The 16274-nt window shown below is 54.8% G+C and carries 15 protein-coding genes; 6 read left to right on the plus strand and 9 right to left on the minus strand.

The genetic code is table 11. The features are described 5' to 3' along the window. The first annotated feature begins 251 nt into the window (after window positions 1-251). Together Q8W22_RS15215 and Q8W22_RS15220 are read left to right on the plus strand one after the other, a co-directional pair. Complete coding sequence (locus Q8W22_RS15215) at window positions 252-659, plus strand: DUF2750 domain-containing protein (protein WP_303432864.1); 408 nt, start codon at window positions 252-254, stop codon at window positions 657-659. Between the two features lie 74 nt (window positions 660-733). Then, entirely contained in the window at window positions 734-928 is a 195-nt protein-coding gene (locus Q8W22_RS15220; protein WP_303432865.1) for an oxidoreductase-like domain-containing protein, read from the plus strand. A 39-nt stretch (window positions 929-967) separates the two neighbouring features. On the opposite strand, the gene ggt is transcribed toward Q8W22_RS15220, so the two are convergent. From ggt to Q8W22_RS15255, 7 genes are all read right to left on the minus strand, one after another. Continuing rightward, window positions 968-2809 carry a gamma-glutamyltransferase gene (gene ggt / locus Q8W22_RS15225; RefSeq protein WP_305452915.1) on the minus strand — a complete coding sequence of 614 codons (1842 nt, stop codon included), beginning with the start codon at window positions 2807-2809 and terminating at the stop codon, window positions 968-970. Window positions 2810-2931: 122 nt separating this feature from the next. Continuing rightward, a complete protein-coding gene (locus Q8W22_RS15230; RefSeq protein WP_303432867.1) occupies window positions 2932-3189 on the minus strand; it encodes a YfhL family 4Fe-4S dicluster ferredoxin in 258 nt (85 codons plus the stop codon). Between the two features lie 11 nt (window positions 3190-3200). Beyond that, entirely contained in the window at window positions 3201-3695 is a 495-nt protein-coding gene (gene coaD / locus Q8W22_RS15235; protein ID WP_303432868.1) for a pantetheine-phosphate adenylyltransferase, read from the minus strand. 192 nt (window positions 3696-3887) lie between these two features. Continuing rightward, window positions 3888-5861, minus strand: coding sequence for a M48 family metallopeptidase (locus tag Q8W22_RS15240; protein ID WP_305452918.1), 1974 nt, complete (start codon window positions 5859-5861; stop codon window positions 3888-3890). Between the two features lie 34 nt (window positions 5862-5895). Continuing rightward, window positions 5896-6492 carry a LemA family protein gene (locus Q8W22_RS15245; RefSeq protein WP_303432870.1) on the minus strand — a complete coding sequence of 199 codons (597 nt, stop codon included), beginning with the start codon at window positions 6490-6492 and terminating at the stop codon, window positions 5896-5898. An 85-nt stretch (window positions 6493-6577) separates the two neighbouring features. Continuing rightward, window positions 6578-6901, minus strand: a complete 324-nt coding sequence (locus Q8W22_RS15250; RefSeq protein WP_303432871.1) for a YdbL family protein — start codon at window positions 6899-6901, stop codon at window positions 6578-6580. A 15-nt stretch (window positions 6902-6916) separates the two neighbouring features. Next, window positions 6917-7114 (minus strand): YnbE family lipoprotein, encoded by a 198-nt coding sequence (locus tag Q8W22_RS15255; RefSeq protein ID WP_303432874.1) that lies wholly within the window; start codon window positions 7112-7114, stop codon window positions 6917-6919. A gap of 226 nt (window positions 7115-7340) precedes the next feature. Here Q8W22_RS15255 and Q8W22_RS15260 point away from each other — a divergent pair, with 226 nt between their 5' ends. Beyond that, window positions 7341-8084, plus strand: a complete 744-nt coding sequence (locus Q8W22_RS15260; RefSeq protein WP_305452919.1) for an ABC transporter substrate-binding protein — start codon at window positions 7341-7343, stop codon at window positions 8082-8084. A gap of 228 nt (window positions 8085-8312) precedes the next feature. Next, window positions 8313-8717, plus strand: a complete 405-nt coding sequence (locus tag Q8W22_RS15265) for a cytochrome c5 family protein (RefSeq protein WP_303432878.1) — start codon at window positions 8313-8315, stop codon at window positions 8715-8717. 115 nt (window positions 8718-8832) lie between these two features. Here Q8W22_RS15265 and speE read toward each other — a convergent pair whose 3' ends face one another. Further along, window positions 8833-9702, minus strand: coding sequence for a polyamine aminopropyltransferase (speE, locus tag Q8W22_RS15270; RefSeq protein ID WP_303432880.1), 870 nt, complete (start codon window positions 9700-9702; stop codon window positions 8833-8835). A gap of 235 nt (window positions 9703-9937) precedes the next feature. Here speE and speA point away from each other — a divergent pair, with 235 nt between their 5' ends. Further along, the gene (gene speA, locus Q8W22_RS15275; protein WP_303432882.1) at window positions 9938-11836 is read left to right on the plus strand and encodes a biosynthetic arginine decarboxylase; all 1899 of its coding nucleotides are present in this window, start codon (window positions 9938-9940) and stop codon (window positions 11834-11836) included. A 120-nt stretch (window positions 11837-11956) separates the two neighbouring features. Here speA and Q8W22_RS15280 read toward each other — a convergent pair whose 3' ends face one another. Then, window positions 11957-13789 carry an NAD(P)/FAD-dependent oxidoreductase gene (locus Q8W22_RS15280; protein WP_303432883.1) on the minus strand — a complete coding sequence of 611 codons (1833 nt, stop codon included), beginning with the start codon at window positions 13787-13789 and terminating at the stop codon, window positions 11957-11959. Between the two features lie 339 nt (window positions 13790-14128). On the opposite strand from Q8W22_RS15280, the gene Q8W22_RS15285 reads away from it, so the two are divergent. Next, window positions 14129-16201: a sigma-54-dependent Fis family transcriptional regulator gene (locus Q8W22_RS15285; RefSeq protein WP_303432884.1), complete on the plus strand. Its 2073-nt coding sequence runs from the start codon at window positions 14129-14131 to the stop codon at window positions 16199-16201. The last annotated feature ends 73 nt before the right edge of the window (window positions 16202-16274 follow it).

The following is a 16274-nucleotide window of genomic DNA, read 5'->3' on the forward strand; positions in this document are numbered from 1 at the left end:
CCCCCCCCCCCCCCCCCCCCCCCCCCCCCCCCCCCCCCCCCCCCCCCCCCCCCCCCCCCCCCCCCCCCCCCCCCCCAGTAGGTGACGCGGTTTGTCGCTTTTACGACATTGTCTTTACAGATGCGGCCCTGGTGTTTTTTCTTCTCTCGACTTTTTTATAACCTACTGATTTTAAAAGATAATATTTTGACCATGAGTGGCTGGTGATTTGCAACGTAACAGCCAACTCCGTGACTGATGCAGGACCACCCATGCGCTATGAACCTTACGATGCCGAATACGCGGCTGTTCCGACTCTGACCGATGGTGAGCGGCTGGATTATTATCTGTTACGTGCTTTCGAAACTGAGGAAAGCTGGAGCTTGCGAGCAGGCAAAGCCTGGTTTGTACGTGATCTGGATGGCCAGCGGGTACTGCCTTTGTGGCCTTACCGGCGTTATGCGCTGGAATCGGCTCTGGATATCTGGGAAGACTGCCGCCCGGATTCTGTCGCTCTGGAGTATTTGCTGGATACCGTCCTGCCCGAACTGGCGGCCAATGATGTGATGCTCGATATCATGCCGCGAGGAACAGAGGCTGGCTGTCTGATTACGCCCCACCGGCTGATGAGTATTTTTGAAGGCATGCTGGATGCCGGAGAGTATCGGCTGGAAGGGTAGCCAACGGCTCAGGAGCTGCACTGCGATTACGCTAATGGGCTGATATACTGGCGTTATTTACACCGGAGGCCGTGATGGCAGAGCAGATTCCAGACGACAAGCCATTACCACCAGGGGATTACGAGTGCTGTGAAAGTGGCTGTGATCGCTGTGTGTGGGATATTTATCGTGAGGACGTGGCAGAGTGGGAGGCGGCACAAAAAGCCAAGCGCGCCCAGGCAGAATCAGCACCAGCTCCAACCCCCAACGACACTCACAACGGTCAGTAAGTGTATCTGGCTGGTCACTGGTCAGGCTGCTGCTGTCCTCTACTGGTTGTTACGGGCTGGCTGCACCTGTGCCGAACCTTCTCCTCTCGGGTCTGCGGCGGCAGTCACCGCACCGGATACATGATCCCACCGAATTGCCTGCATATTGCCATATTGACGTCCAGCATCCTTGAGTTGATGACCCAGGGCTTGCAGCTGTTGCCGCTGATCCGGTGTCAGACTGCCGGGTTCATATTGGATTCTGTCGGGCAGATATTGGTGGTGAATACGTGGCTGGGCCACCCAGTCTTCGACCGGTTTGTCTTGCATGGCTTGTAATATGCCGAGCAAGACCATGGTGATAATACGGCTGCCGCCCGGAGTGCCAATAATGGCTGTCTGGTCGGCGGAGACCAGCAGGCTGGGGCTCATACTCGACAGCGGTCGCTTGCCGGGAGCAATGGCATTGGCTTCTGCACCGACCAGACCATAGGCATTGGGAGCGCCGGGTTTGGCCGAGAAATCATCCATTTCGTTATTCAGCAACACCCCGGTGCCGGGAACGGTAAATGCAGAGCCAAAGGGTAAATTGATGCTGAGCGTGGCAGACACCATATTGCCGTGGGCATCCAGTACTGACAGGTGAGTGGTGTGGAAACCTTCTTCGATGTTTTTGGGGCCAGCTAGCGAGATGGATGGCGTGGCCCGGTCGAGACGGATGCTGTCGGCCCACTGCCGGTTGTGGCTGGTCGACATCAAGTGTTGGGTTGGTACGTCAACAACGTCGGGATCACCAAGGTATTTGGCGCGGTCGTGGTAGGCCCGGCGCATCACTTCGGCCAGCAAGTGGGTTTGTTGTACCTGATCCATGCTGCGCCAGGGAAATTGCGCCAGCATGGTTAACATCTGGGTCAGGGCAATACCACCAGAGGATGGCGGTGGAGCGCTGATCAGGGTGTATTCCCCCAAGGTTGCCGTGATGGGCTGACGTTCTATCACCTGATAGTTTTCCAGGTCCTGTAACGTCCAGTCGCCACCGGCAGCCTGGACGCCTTTAACCAGCGCCGCGGCGGTCGGGCCGCGGTAAAAGCCGTCGTGGCCCTGGCTGGCCAGGCGTTCCAGGGTGATGGCCAGTTCGGGTTGCTGGATGAGGTGGCCAACGGCTGGCATCTTGCCGTTACTGAGAAACAGGCGGGCACTGTCGGGGTAACGTTGCAGGGTTTTTAAGCGGTAGTTCAGTAATTTGCGGTATTGCGGGTAAACCGTAAAGCCATCACGGGCCTGTTGGATCGCGGCGTGTAACGAGGTGCTGAGCGGCAAGTGGCCATACTGTTCGGCAAGCCAGTGAAAGGCCGCGGCCTGCCCGGGAATCGCCGCAGCAGTGGGGCCGTTAATGGCCTTGTCGCGGATAACGTTTCCCTGCTCATCGAGATAATAATCACGGTGAGCTGCCAGCGGGGCCTGCTCGCGAGCGTCAACAAAACGGTATTGCTGGCGGTCGGCCAGGTACAGCAGCCAGAAACCACCACCGCCGATGCCAGCGCTGTAAGGCTCAACCACGCCAAGACTGGCAGCAACGGCGATGGCGGCATCAATGGCGTTACCACCGGCGTTGAGGATATCCATACCGGCCTGGGTTGCCAATGGGTGGGCGCTGGCAATGGCATGGGAACCGGGGGGCTGGGGCCTGACGATCAGGGTTGTTTCAGGCGTGGCAGGCGCAGTGGCTTGGAGAGTGGTTGCTGGAGATGTAGTTGTTTGAGACGTGGTTATTGGAGGTGTCGCCGTGGACGGCTCTTCGGTTTGGGTACAGGCAACCACCCCGATCAATATGAGTAATAACAAGCCCGGACGGTAAACGAGTGGCTGGTGTAACAGTCGGGATAATAAAGTTGCGGTCATCGGTCATCCTGAATGGCGGCGGAAGGCCGTATAGAAGATGCCAGTGTGCGCAACCCGATAGCGTGCTGCAAGGCAAACACGCTATCGTCAGCAGAACAGGGTGTTCAGCTCAGAGGGTCAGTTCAGGAAGCTTGTTTGCCCGTCAGGCGTTCGTACTTGGCTTCGAGCTCTTCCTGGGTTTCGGTGTTGTTTTCGTCCAGCGGAATACAATCGACAGGGCAGACCAGCTGACACTGGGGCTCGTCGTAGTGGCCAACACATTCTGTACATTTGCCTGGATCGATCTCGTAAATCTCTTCACCGGCAGAAATTGCTTCGTTGGGGCACTCAGGCTCACACACGTCACAGTTGATACATTCATCAGTAATAATTAACGACATTTATTCCTCCGTCAGGCGTGTGGCCGTGACTCATTAACATGTTTTACCAAGGCGTCTGCGACTGCCGGGTGTACGAAGTTGCTGATATTGCCCTGCAAGGAGGCAATTTCGCGCACCAGAGTGGATGAAATAAACGAATATTTCTCCGCCGGTGTCAGAAACATGCTCTCGACACGTGGAGCCAGCACGCGATTCATATTGGCGAGCTGGAATTCGTATTCGAAATCCGAGACGGCACGCAGGCCTCGCAAGATGATGTTGGCATCGCGTTCCTGGACAAAATCTGCCAGCAGGTTACTGAAGCCGACAACTTCAACATTGGGCAGATGGGCCAGCACTTCACGGGCCAGGTCGACGCGTTCGTCCAGTTCCAGCATAGGCCGTTTTTTCTGATTGTCTGCAACTGCAACGATGATGTGGTCAAACATCTTCGCTGCGCGTTCAACCAGATCCGTATGGCCATTGGTAATGGGGTCGAACGTACCGGGGTAGACGACAGTATTCATGGCTGTGGCCTCTGAGGTTCAGGTCGGGCGCATAGTAAACAAAAGCTACCCAAGCCACAATAAAGGTTACAACGGTTGTTCATGACCCTGGTCAGGCCATTGATCAGACTGTTGCTGGCTTTGGGCGGCAATTGCCAGTGAAAAAGCAAATAGCAAATGGTGCCGGATGTCATCATAACAGTTGTTGCCCCATCAGCATTGGGCCAGCACTCCGGCCGGTACAGGGGTTTCCAGAATCGCGGCGATGGTATGGATCAGGTCGCGTTCAGCCGGGCGCAATATACCGTCAGCACGGCCGCAGGCTACCATGGATTTGATCAATCGGCCTTTGATATGGGGGTATAGCTCGGTCAGCCGGGTGAGCGACTGGTTCAACGGTTTCAGGCTGTTGCCCGGAGGCTGAAACTGAATACCAAGTGAACCAAAAGCCCCGTCAGCCAAACTCATATGAAAGGCCTGGGCGGCGCTTTCCGAGTCATCGTGGCCTTTGGCGGCCAGGAACGACAGTAATACGGCGATGTCGTCAGCGACTGCTTCGGGCTTGCTGTAGCGGGCCTTGACCGGGGTGACCTTGTTAAAGTGGCCAGCAAGATACTGACTCAGCAAGCGGAACAGACACCATTCAAACAGATCAATCTGGCCATCCGCTTTCATCAGGCCTATCAGCAGGGTGTGAAAGGTACGGTACTGGTTTTCGGATAGCTGTTTGAGAGCCGGAATGGCCAGTTCAACCAGTGGTAACCGTTGTTCTGGCGCCAGAGCCTGGATTGCAGGAATCAGCCGCAGGGCCTGTTGGTATGTCTCGCGACCGGCCTGTTGCAGAATAAGATTCAGCTGTTGGTCGTGCACAAAACGCTCGGGAGGAGCCAGCAGCAGTGCATAAATGAGTGCCTGAGCCTGATGCGGGTCACGGGCCTGGTCGGACAGAGACATGGCCGGGCTGCCCGAATAATGATCGGCCGGGCTCTTGATCGTATTGATAGCATGGCTGGCAGCGTCTGGACGCCAGCTGGTTGCTGCAGCCGCCGCGGCAACCCCCATGACACCAGCCAGTCGGCTGGCACTGGATGAGTGATCAACCAGCTCTGGGTTGGCCTGTTCGGCATCGGCTCTGGCCTGTGGTGCCAGATAACGGCCGTCCCAGGTGGGTTCGATGCGGCGGATACGTTGTTCCAGCGGCGGGTGTGTTGCAAACAGTGGCAGGCGGAAGTGCATGGCGCTGCCAAAAAACAGGTGGGCGGTTTCTTCGCGCTCCGGGCTGCTGATGTCGCTGCCACTGCCATGACCAATCACTTTCAGTGCTTCACCAATACTTTCCGGGTTTCGGGTGTACTGCACTGCGGAGGCGTCGGCGAGAAATTCACGTTGTCGTGAAACTGCTGCCTTGATCAGGTTGCCAAAAAAAACGCCGATATAACCCAGTACCAGCAATGCCAGGCCAATGGCCCAGAATGGCGCGCTGTTATTGCGTTTGTCGCTGGAACTCAGCAGGCGGCGCTGGCTGGTGGCTTCGATAATAAAGCGGCCGCTCAGGGCAATAAACAGAATGCCGAATAACAGCGCCATCAACCGGATATTCAGCCGCATGTCACCATTGGCAATATGGCTGAATTCGTGGGCAATAACCCCTTGCAGCTGGTCGCGGCTGAGCTTGGTCATGCAGCCTCGGGTCACGCCGACCACTGCATCGGAGGCCTGATAACCGGCGGCAAAGGCGTTGATGCTGTCGTCGTCCAGTACATAGACAGGTGGTACCGGCATACCGGCGGCAATGGCCATTTCTTCCACGACATTAAGCAAGCGGCGTTCGTAAAAATCGCTGCTGTTGGGGGGCAGGCGATGGCCGCCGAGAGATTCGGCCACTACATGACCGCCACCACGCAGGTTGAGCCAGCGATACAGGCTGGCCAGTCCGATGACCATCATCACCAGTGCCGAGATGATCAGGATTCGTTCTGTCGAGAGGGAATCAAAAAAGGAGAGGCCAGGCTGACCCGCCCGGGCGGCCAGCTCAACACTGTTGATGGTCTGACCCTGGCCATACCAGATAATCAGTGCTACCAGCAGGTTGATGGCAGCCACCAGCGCCACCACGGCCAAAACAAACAGCAGAATCAGTCGCCGGGTTTGTTTGCGGGCCTGATCCTGATGGTTAAAGAAGTCCATATTGTATCCACTCTGCCTGTACGGTCGGGGCTAATCAGAAAGACACTTTGGGTGCTGCCTGGATGGCGGCACTGTCGGCAAATTCGAGCAGGCGTGCATCTTCCCGGTGACCAAACAGGCCGGCAAACATTACCGGTGGAAAGGACTGGCGATAGCTGTTGTAGGTAGTGACGGCATCGTTGAAGGCCTGACGGGCAAACGAGACGCGGTTTTCGGTGCTGGTCAGTTCTTCCGAGACTTGCATCATGTTCTGATTGGCTTTGAGATCCGGATAGGCTTCCATCACCACGTTGAGGCGACCGAGGGCACCGGTCAGGGCACCTTCGCCGTTCATCAGTTGTTGCATGGCATCGGCGGCCCCAGGGTGGCTGGCAGCGGCTTTCAGTCCTGCGGCCGCGCTGTTGCGCGCGTTGATAACGGCTTCAAGGGTTTCGCGCTCGTGGCTCATATAAGCCTTGGCGGTTTCTACCAGATTGGGAATCAGGTCGTAGCGCCGTTTCAGTTGCACTTCGATCTGGGCAAAGCTGTTTTCGTAACGGTTGCGGTAGCTCACCAGAGTGTTGTAAATCGACACCAGATAAATCAGCAGCAAGGCAATAACAACCAGCGTGACAATGGTAGATATATCCATAACAGTTCCTTTCTCGGTTAGCTCGTCCTCGATATGCTGACATGACGGGGTCGAGGATCGTGTGACGCATGATTATTGACGAAGATTAATTCCGCACCCAGTCGCCGTTGGCAGTCTGGTAATACAGTCCCTGTTTGTTGGCTTTGGTCGTCAGTTTTTCTCCGGCAATTTTTTCAATACTGGCCAGTGGTGCGTTTTGTTTGTTGGCAATTTCCTGGTAGTGGATCTTGCGCTTGAGATTGATCTCAACCATCAGGGCGGCGGCTTCAGTATGGCTGGTATCGACCAGGCCAAGGTAGCCGTCCAGTCGTTCGCCCACCAAACCCGACTCCCGAGCGGTGTCAAGGTCGATGGCCATAACCGAAAAGGACAGCATCAGGGTGCAGAGTGCCAGCAGCAGTCGTTTCATGAATATCTCCATAACTCAGAACAGGGCGTCGTTTTCTTCAAACAGATTGTCGAGATCTTTTTCTACCTTGACCCGGACTTCGTGTTCAATCTTGACGTTAAGGTTGATGGTAATGGGTTTTTCGGGAGCGGCCAGTTTGACGGTACAGGCTGATAAAACGCTGGCCAGAACAATCGCAGACACGCTCAAGACAATGCGGGGGGTGTATGGCATAACAAGCCTCCTGGGCAATTGGACTCTACTGTAACGTTGGATTGTGGCAATGCAACCGCTGTCTGGCGTCAGTAGACAGTCAGTACCCGGGTCTGGCATGGTCGGGTCGTCAGGGGATCGGTTGATCGATCAGACAGTGCAGCTTTTACCGTGCCCGGAATGATAATACGTGGATACGGTGTTTGATCAGGACTTTGGTTTATTTTATGGCATGGTTGACTTTCTAATGACAAATAGCCTTGTGCGATTCTCTCTGACAGCATGGTTGCTGTTGATCCTGACCTGTCCTGTGATGGCGGAATCCATCCGGGTTGCGGTGGGCATTTCCATGTCGCCCTATATTATTACTGAAGAAGACTCAGGGGCAGAGCTGGAGATTGTTCGCGAAGCGCTGGCGTTGCAAGGGTATGACATCGAGCCAGTGTATGTACCTTATATCCGGGTGCGCAGTCTGTTGCATCAGGGAAATGTGGCGGCGGCGATGACCTTGCCCAAGACCGATGAACCAGCGGATAAAAGCATCTTTTTTTCAGATGAATACATTACTTATCACAACGTGGCTGTGGCGCTGGCATCCGCCGGGATCAAGCTGGATCACGTTGCCAATATGGCCGATTATCGTGTGCTGGGGTTTCAGACCGCCCAGCAGCTCTTGGGGCCGGAATACGGGCGCATGAGTCTTCGTAACCCTCAATACAGTGAAACCATACGGCAAAATCGCCAGATAGAAATGTTGTTCTCTGGACGTACTGAGATGATTGTTATTGATCAACATATTTTTGATTTTTATCGAAATCAGACAACCCGGGTGAATACCGGACTCAAGGTGGATGTGTTTGATGTGTTGGATCCTGTCCACTATCGGGTTGGCTTTCGCAATCCGGCCTTGCGGGATAAATTTAACGTCGGGTTGCAGCAATTGCGTCAGAGTGGCCGTTATCAGACGATTCTGGATCGTTATTTAAAGTAGTCTGCTGTTTTTTTTATGTATTGGATACCACCTTTCAAGAGGCAATTATCGCCATGAAAAGGGCCATTATGGCAGTGAAAATGCGGATTTCGTCAACACTGAAGCAGCCTAATACCATCGTCCCTTGCGTTCAGTCATGCTGTTTGATTCCAATGAGCTCGTAAAACTCGCTATAATTCGCGCGATTCTAATTCTGATAAGCCGTATTAGCTTAAAAAGGGGACCGTTGTGAAACATCTGAAAGCGCTGATTCTGGTTGCTGCCACCTTATTGGTTTCGCAAGCATTCGCTGCGACAGCTACTAATGAAGAAAACATTCGCGAACGTATCGCCCCGGTGGGTGACGTTTGTGTGGGTGCAGAGTGTGGTGGTGCTGTTGTGGTTGCATCCGGTCCTCGCTCTGGCGAAGACATCTATGGTGCTGCCTGTATTGCCTGCCATGGTAGCGGTATTCTGGGTGCTCCAAAGAAAGGCGATACAGCTGCCTGGAACACTCGTTTGGATAAAGGCTTTGAAGCCACGTTGAGCAATGCGGTCAACGGCCTCAATGCCATGCCACCAAAAGGTAACTGCCTGGATTGCTCGGAAGATGAGCTGCTGGCGGCTATCAAGTTTATGTCTGGTCACGAGTAATCTTCGGTTACTTTGCCACAGGCACAAAAAAAGCCGCGTTATCGCGGCTTTTTTTGTGCCTGTGATTTGTCCCGGCCCGGTGTTGCTGTGTTGCTCGTCCGGGCTGGGTCAGGCATCAGTCGGCGATATTCAGCGCCCGACGCATAAACTCAGGCATGGCCATACCGGCCGCATGGATTTCGGCATTATAGTACTCCGTGCGGAACGGTTTGGCTGCGGCGTCTTCGATACGGAAGCTGGTGGTATCCCCCCCCTTGCTGGCCAGAGTACAGCTCCACCAACCGGATGGGTAAATCACTTGCGGAAACTGCACGGTGTGGCTGCTGGTAGCACCGGCGGCGGCCATATCAACATGGATTTTCTTGATGATGGAGTCACTGTGGTACAGCGGTGATTCCGACTGTTGTACCACAATGCCCAGTGGCGCCAGCGCCGTGAAGCAGTCCTTGTAAAAATCGATGGCAAACAGTCCTTCTGCCGGGCCAACAGGGTCGGTGCTGTCGATAATAATCACATCCAGGGATTCCGGTGCGCGATCCTTGATCCACTGAATGCCATCGGCAAATAAAATATTGGCCCGTGGGTCGGCGTTGGATTCACACAGTTCCGGGAAGTGTTGCTCCGACATGCGGGTCACAAGCTCATCGATATCGATTTGCCAGACCTGCTCAACGCCGGGGTGTTTCAGCACTTCGCGCAGGGTGCCACAGTCGCCACCACCAATAATGGCAACGTTTTTTGGGGCCGGGTGAGCGAACAGCGCTATATGCGACATCATTTCGTGGTACACAAAGTTCTCACGGGTAGAGACCATGGTGCAGCCATCAATCACCATCAGCTTGCCGAAGGTTTCCGTGTCGTAGATATCAATGCGCTGGAATTCGCTTTGAACGCTGTCGATTTTGCCCTTCACTTTCAAGGAAAAGGCAGAGCCTTGTTGATCAAATACTTCGGTAAACCAGCCGTCTGCCAGTGAGTGTGTCATATTGGATACTCAAATGAATCGATGTTCTTTAAAATCGGCGGCTGGCAGCACGACGGATATGCCGTCCGCGCTGGCCCCGACAGCGATCTGTGCGTTGATCCGTGAATTGATCTAACGCCGGTCGTTGCGGATTTTGCGAGCCGATAACAGCTGCCGTTACCGCGACCATTCTTTGGCGCAGCAAGATACCTTAACCACGGATTCGCGCCAAGTGAATCAGCATTCAGGATAGCCCATGACCACCGCCCAACCTGCCTCCGCCAGTGATGTCTATAACCTGCCTTACTGGAGTGAGGGTTATGCCCGTATCAATGATCTGGGCAACCTGAGTATTCACCCGGATGCATCCCCGTCTGCAGGTATCGACCTCGAAGGGTTATCGGCACTGGTGCGTCAGGAAGGCCTGCGTTTGCCGGTCTTGCTGCGCTTCCCCGGTATTCTGCATCACCGGGTGGGCAGTCTGGTACAGGCTTTTGAGCAGGCACGCCAGGCATGTGATTATCAGGGCGGGTTTACGCCGGTTTACCCCATCAAGGTCAACCAGCAGCAACCGGTGGTGGCGCAAATTGTTGCCGGTCAGCGCCTGGCGGGCATCGAACGGATCGGGCTGGAAGCCGGCAGCAAGCCGGAGCTGATTGCGGTACTGGCGCAAACCCGTGATATCAAGGCGACGATTGTGTGTAACGGCTACAAGGATGCGCATTTTGTGCGGCTGGCGCTGATGGCAGAGAAAATGGGCCATCATGTGTTTCTGGTGATCGAAAAACTGTCGGAATTACCCATGATCCTGCGCGAAGCGGAGCGGGTTGGCGTCCAGCCACGGCTGGGGGTGCGGGCACGGCTGGCCACCATCGGCAAGGGCAACTGGCAGAATACCGGCGGTGAAAAATCCAAGTTTGGCCTGTCGGCCCTGCAGATTCTGCAAGTGGTGGAGCTGCTGCGTCAGCAAGGGCAGCTGGAGACGCTGCAGTTATTGCATTTCCACCTGGGCTCGCAGCTGGCCAATATCCACGATATTCATACCGGTTTGCGCGAGTGCAGCCGTATCTTTGCCGAGCTGGTGACGCTGGGGGTTCCGGTGCAGTGGCTGGATGTCGGGGGCGGCCTGGGCGTGGATTACGAGGGCACACGCTCGCGCAGTTATTGCTCAATGAACTACAGCATGCAGGAATATGCCCGCAAAGTCGTGGAAGCCATGAAGGAGATCTGCGCCGAAATTGGTGCCCCGGAACCTCATATTCTGACGGAATCCGGTCGTGCCATGACCGCTCACCACGCAGTGTTATTAACCGAAATCATTGACCATGAGCGGCCCCTTGATGGCGAGCTGGAGCCAATGCAAGACAGCGACCCTGTGTGCCTCAAAGGTCTGTATCGGGCGTATGACACCTTGCTGGCATCTCGCAGTAGCGGTCTGGTGGAGTTGTTTCACGATATCCAGCACTGGGTGGCGGAAGCCCATGCCTCGTTCAGTCTTGGGCTGTTGTCACTGGCACAGCGAGCCAGTGTTGAAACCCTGTACGCCCGTACCTGCCAGTTGCTGGTGGAAAAGCTGAACCCCGGCAATCGTGCTCATCGGCCTCTGCTGGACGAACTGCAAGAGAAACTGGCCGACAAGGTATTTGTGAATTTTTCGCTGTTCCAGTCTTTGCCGGATATCTGGGGTATCAACCAGATTTTCCCTATCCTGCCGGTGACGGGGCTGGATCAGCCGATGGCGTATCGCGGCGTGTTGCAAGACATCACCTGTGATTCGGATGGCCGTATTGATAATTATGTTGAAAATGACGGTCTGGGCACCAGCTTGCCGCTGCCATCGATCAATCGCGGCGATATGCTGGCGTTTTTTATGGTGGGGGCTTATCAGGAGATTCTCGGCGATTTGCACAACCTGTTCGGGGATACCGACTCGGTGGATGTTGTGCTGGATGCCGAAGGCCAGCCACAGCTGCACAATCCGGTGTGGGGCGATCATATTGCCAAGGTGTTGGGTTACGTCAATTTTAATGAAGATGATATTCGCCACCGCCTGCTCAGTCAGGTAGAACAGAGCGCACTGGATGACAGCGACAAAGCGATGTTCCAGCGTGAACTGGCGGAATCCATGCAGGCGTACACCTACTTGCAGTTATAAGCGCTGGCCTGAATATTCAAGCCAGCAAGCCCCGCTGATGCGGGGTTTGATGTACGGAACGGAGCAAAACCGGTCAACCGTCGTGTGACCGCTGACCGGCCTTCAGTCCGGAGTCATCACTCAGGACAAGTGATTGACAGCTTCCATGCCATAGACAGGGGTTGCAATCCCTTCCATGCGAGCCTTGATTTGCAGGGACAGATATTGCGAGTAATGACGCGACTGATGCAGGTTACCGCCGTGGAACCACAGCGCCTGCTGGTGAGTGGGTTTCCACATATTGCGCAATTCCCCTTCCCATGGTCCTGGGTCCTTGGTGGTTTGCGATCCCATGCCCCAGCATTTGCCCACCTTGTCGGCGACTTCCTGGGAAATAATCCGGGCGGCCCAGCCGTTCATCGAGCCATAGCCGGTGGCGTAGACAATCAGGTCGGCAGGTAGCTCCGTGCCGTCGGTCAGTATCACCGAGTGGGGTAATATCTGTTCGATGGTGGTGCGGCTTTTCAGCTTGATATCGCCGTTGGCTATCAACTCGGATGCCCCCACGTCAATATAGTAGCCCGATGCCCGGCGCAGGTATTTCATAAACAGACCGGAGCCATCATCGCCAAAATCAAGCATAAATCCGGCTTTCTCCAGGCTTTGATAAAACTCGGCATCCTGCTCGGCCACTTCTTTGTAGATGGGAATATGGAATTCCGGCATCACCTTGAAAGGAATTGAGGCAAAGGTCAGATCGGCCTTGTAGGTCGTCATACCGTTTTGTACCGCTTCTTCGGAATACAAGCCTCCCAGTACCTTGTCCATCAGGGTATCGGATTTGATGATATGAGTGGAAGAACGCTGGATCATGGTAACGTCGGCACCGTGTTCCCACAGCGCGGCACAGATATCGTGGGCGGAGTTGTTAGCTCCCAGTACCACAACACGTTTACCGGCATAGGCTTCGCCACCTGGGTGCTGGCTGGAGTGATGCTGTTCACCTTCGAAACTGTCTTGCCCTGGAATCCTGGGAATATTCGGGATACCCGACATTCCGGTTGCCAGCACCAGCTGTTTGGGGCGCAAGGTCAATGCTTCACCCTGACGATTGACCTGTACTACCCACTCTTCGGCCTGTTCGTCATAGTGGGCTGAAGTGCATTCGGTCGAACCCCAGTAATTCAATTCCATCACCTTGGTGTACATCTCCAGCCAGTCACCGATTTTGTCTTTCGGTGCAAAGACGGGCCAGTGATCAGGGAAGGGCAGGTACGGCATATGGTCGTACCAGACCGGATCATGCAAGCATAAGGACTTGTAGCGTCGACGCCAGGCATCGCCGGGTTTTTCCAGCTTGTCGATGATCAGGGTTGGTACTTCCAGCTGGCGCAGCCGCGCACCAAGACCGATTCCTCCCTGGCCGCCACCAATAATCAGGCAATAAGGCTGCTTTTCGTAGCCCAGTTCGGCTTCTTCCTGCTGGCGCTTTTCCTGCCAGGTTTGACGGTTACGCTGAATACCATGTTCTGCTCCTCGAGGGCGTTGGGCATTACGTTTTTCCGGAAAATCTTTCAGCTCCACCATGGTGGTCAGTAGCGTCCAGGCTTGCCCCTGACGTAGGCGCAGATGGCCTCGTCCGTGAGCGACAGCCGTGTCGAAACAGATCCAGGCTTCAATCACACCGTTGTTGTCGGTGGCTTCTTCTTCCAGCCGCCAATTGGATGGCTGCACCTGAGCGAGTGTTTCGGTCAGCATCGCCTGTATGGCGTCCCGGCCTTCCAGGGTTTTGATATTCCAGGTGAAGGCGACCAGATCGCGCCAGAACCCTTGCGGTTCAAACAGGGACGTAGCCGCTGCGGTATTACGGTTCTGTAACGCCTGATTGAAGTGATCGAGCCAGGTTTGTGCCTCAATGGATGCGGGGGACTGTGGTGACGTTGCCGCCGGTGTGGCTGTGGAATTCCGGGTCATGGATAACTCCTGCTTTCTCTTGTTGTTTTTATTTGGGCGCTGAGCCTCTGATGGGTTATAGCAGCTGCTGTGCCAGATTGAGTGCATTGTTATTTGTTCTTATAACTTACTGATAAATAATAAGATTTATTTTTAATCGGAATATCTGTAGCGGTACTGGAGGCAAGCTGTGAAACAGCTGTAACGCCGAAAACGATACAGCTGCAGTGGTCACATTACAGTTGTAACGCTGAACGAAAGTGGAACGAATGGGCCTGTGACAGCCACTACATAGTCTCTTTAGACTGATTGACCTGATAACAATAAGTATTGGCCGCCAGGCGGCAAGGATGGATATAGGTGCCTGAACATATGACCTGCTCAACCGATGCGATCTGCGCCCGTGCTCATACCCAAGCGATTACTGAATTCGCCCGGCGGCCACCAGAGTCTGCTGACGCCGATATGATCGGCCGCTCTTGGCAACGCTGTTTGCAGCAATATGGGTTGCAGCCCGGACGTCAACAGTCTGCCCGGATTGTGACTCGGTCTATCCTGAAGGAGCATCAAGAGGCGGCTGATGAACTGCTGGCCGTTGCGCGTGCCGGGGTTAACCAGCTTTACGCCAGTATTCACGGGATGGGCTATGTCTTGCTATTGACCGATCACCGTGGCGTAACGGTTCAGTTTCATGGTGAGCGCCATCTTGATGACCACTTGCGGCGGGCGGGGTTGTATCTGGGTGCTGACTGGGATGAAAGTTATGCCGGTACCTGCGCGGTGGGTACCTGTATTCAGGAGCAGGCAGCGCTGACTTGCCATAGGGGGGATCATTTTGACGGTGCCCATATTGGCCTGACCTGTACTGCTGCCCCGATCTTTGGCCCTTCCGGTGAGTTGATTGCGGTGCTGGATATCTCTGCGCTGAATTCTCCGGCAGCGCGGGACAGCCAGATGTTTGCCTTGCATTTGACCCAGCTGTACGCACATATGATTGAAGATGCTTACTTTCTGCGCCGTTATCGTCGTCATCTGGTGTTTCGTTGTGACGACTCACGGGAGTTTGTTGCTCTTAATGGTCGGGTGTTGTTTGCGCTGGATGACACAGGTGAAATTATCGCAGCCAATACCGCCGGACGTTTATTGCTGGCCGATAATCCTGTGGGTTTGCCGGAGCTGATGGACAGTGACTGGGACGATATTCTGGCCATTAACCAGACTCGTGGCGATGGCGTACAAGCCTTCCATCTGGCCTCGAGTGGACAAACGGTGTTCGGCACCTTGATAGAACCCAAGCGTCCCTGCATCTCGGTGGCAACTGGCCCGGCACCCGTGGATGTCAGTCGGCCACTTGAGAGGGTGCCGGAGTTGGACTGTCTGGCCGGTGATGATGCGGCCATGCGTAAAACCCTCGAACAGGCTAAGCGTTTGCGTCAGCGTGATGTCAATTTGTTGATTCTGGGAGAAACCGGAACGGGTAAAGATATGCTGGCCAATGCGATTCACGCCAGCAGCCACCGCCGCAACAAGCCCTTTGTCGCGCTGAATTGTGCCGCCATACCGGAATCTTTGATTGAAAGTGAACTGTTTGGCTACCGCGCAGGAGCCTTTACCGGCGGACGCAGCAAGGGTGCCAAAGGGCTGGTGCAGCAAGCCGATGGCGGCACCTTGTTTCTGGATGAAATCGGCGATATGCCCTTGCAGTTACAAACTCGCTTGTTGCGCGTGCTGGCCGAAGGCGAAGTCACGCCGTTGGGGGCCGATGAGGCGGTTTTTGTTGATTGTCGTATCATCGCCGCAACTCATCATAATATTCAGGCCATGATAGAACGTAACGAATTCCGGGCCGATTTATATTATCGCTTGAATGGCGCGACGCTGCCTCTGCCACCACTGCGGCAACGGGCTGACAGGGAATTTTTGATACGTGCTTTACTGGCAGAACTGAAACAAAAATTACAACGGCCGGAATTGCGCTTGCGGGCGGATGTGATCAGCGCTTTGTTAGCCTACGCCTGGCCTGGCAATGTTCGTGAGCTTGTCAACGTACTGGCCTTTGCAGAAGCCAATAGCTGTGATGATGTTATTACGCTGGCGGATCTGCCGGAGCTTCTTCACAGTGATCAATCTGCTTCTGTCGCTGGTGCGCGGGAGACCAGTCATGTGCTGAGCAGATCGATGATGACAACCGGTGCAGTACCTTCGGCTGCGGTGTCCCGTTCTGAATCGGCGAGCCATCCATCACTGAATGCAGAAGGACAGGCATTGGTGGGGTTACTGGATCAGCATGACTGGAATCTCAGTGCCGTGGCCCGGGTGATGAAGGTGTCCAGACCAACCTTGTACCGTCGTATTCGCAAATACAGCATCCAGCGCCAGACTTGCATTGTATCAGGGCACGCTGGAGGGAAACCGCAGAACCGTTTGGTTTAGAGAGCCATGGCGTGTAAATAATTGTATCGTACCGCGCTAAGGTTGCCCGAGTGGTCTATATGCAATGGGGAGC

The sequence above is a fragment of the Oceanobacter sp. 1_MG-2023 genome, assembly GCF_030689025.1.
GTDB lineage: Bacteria > Pseudomonadota > Gammaproteobacteria > Pseudomonadales > Oceanobacteraceae > Oceanobacter.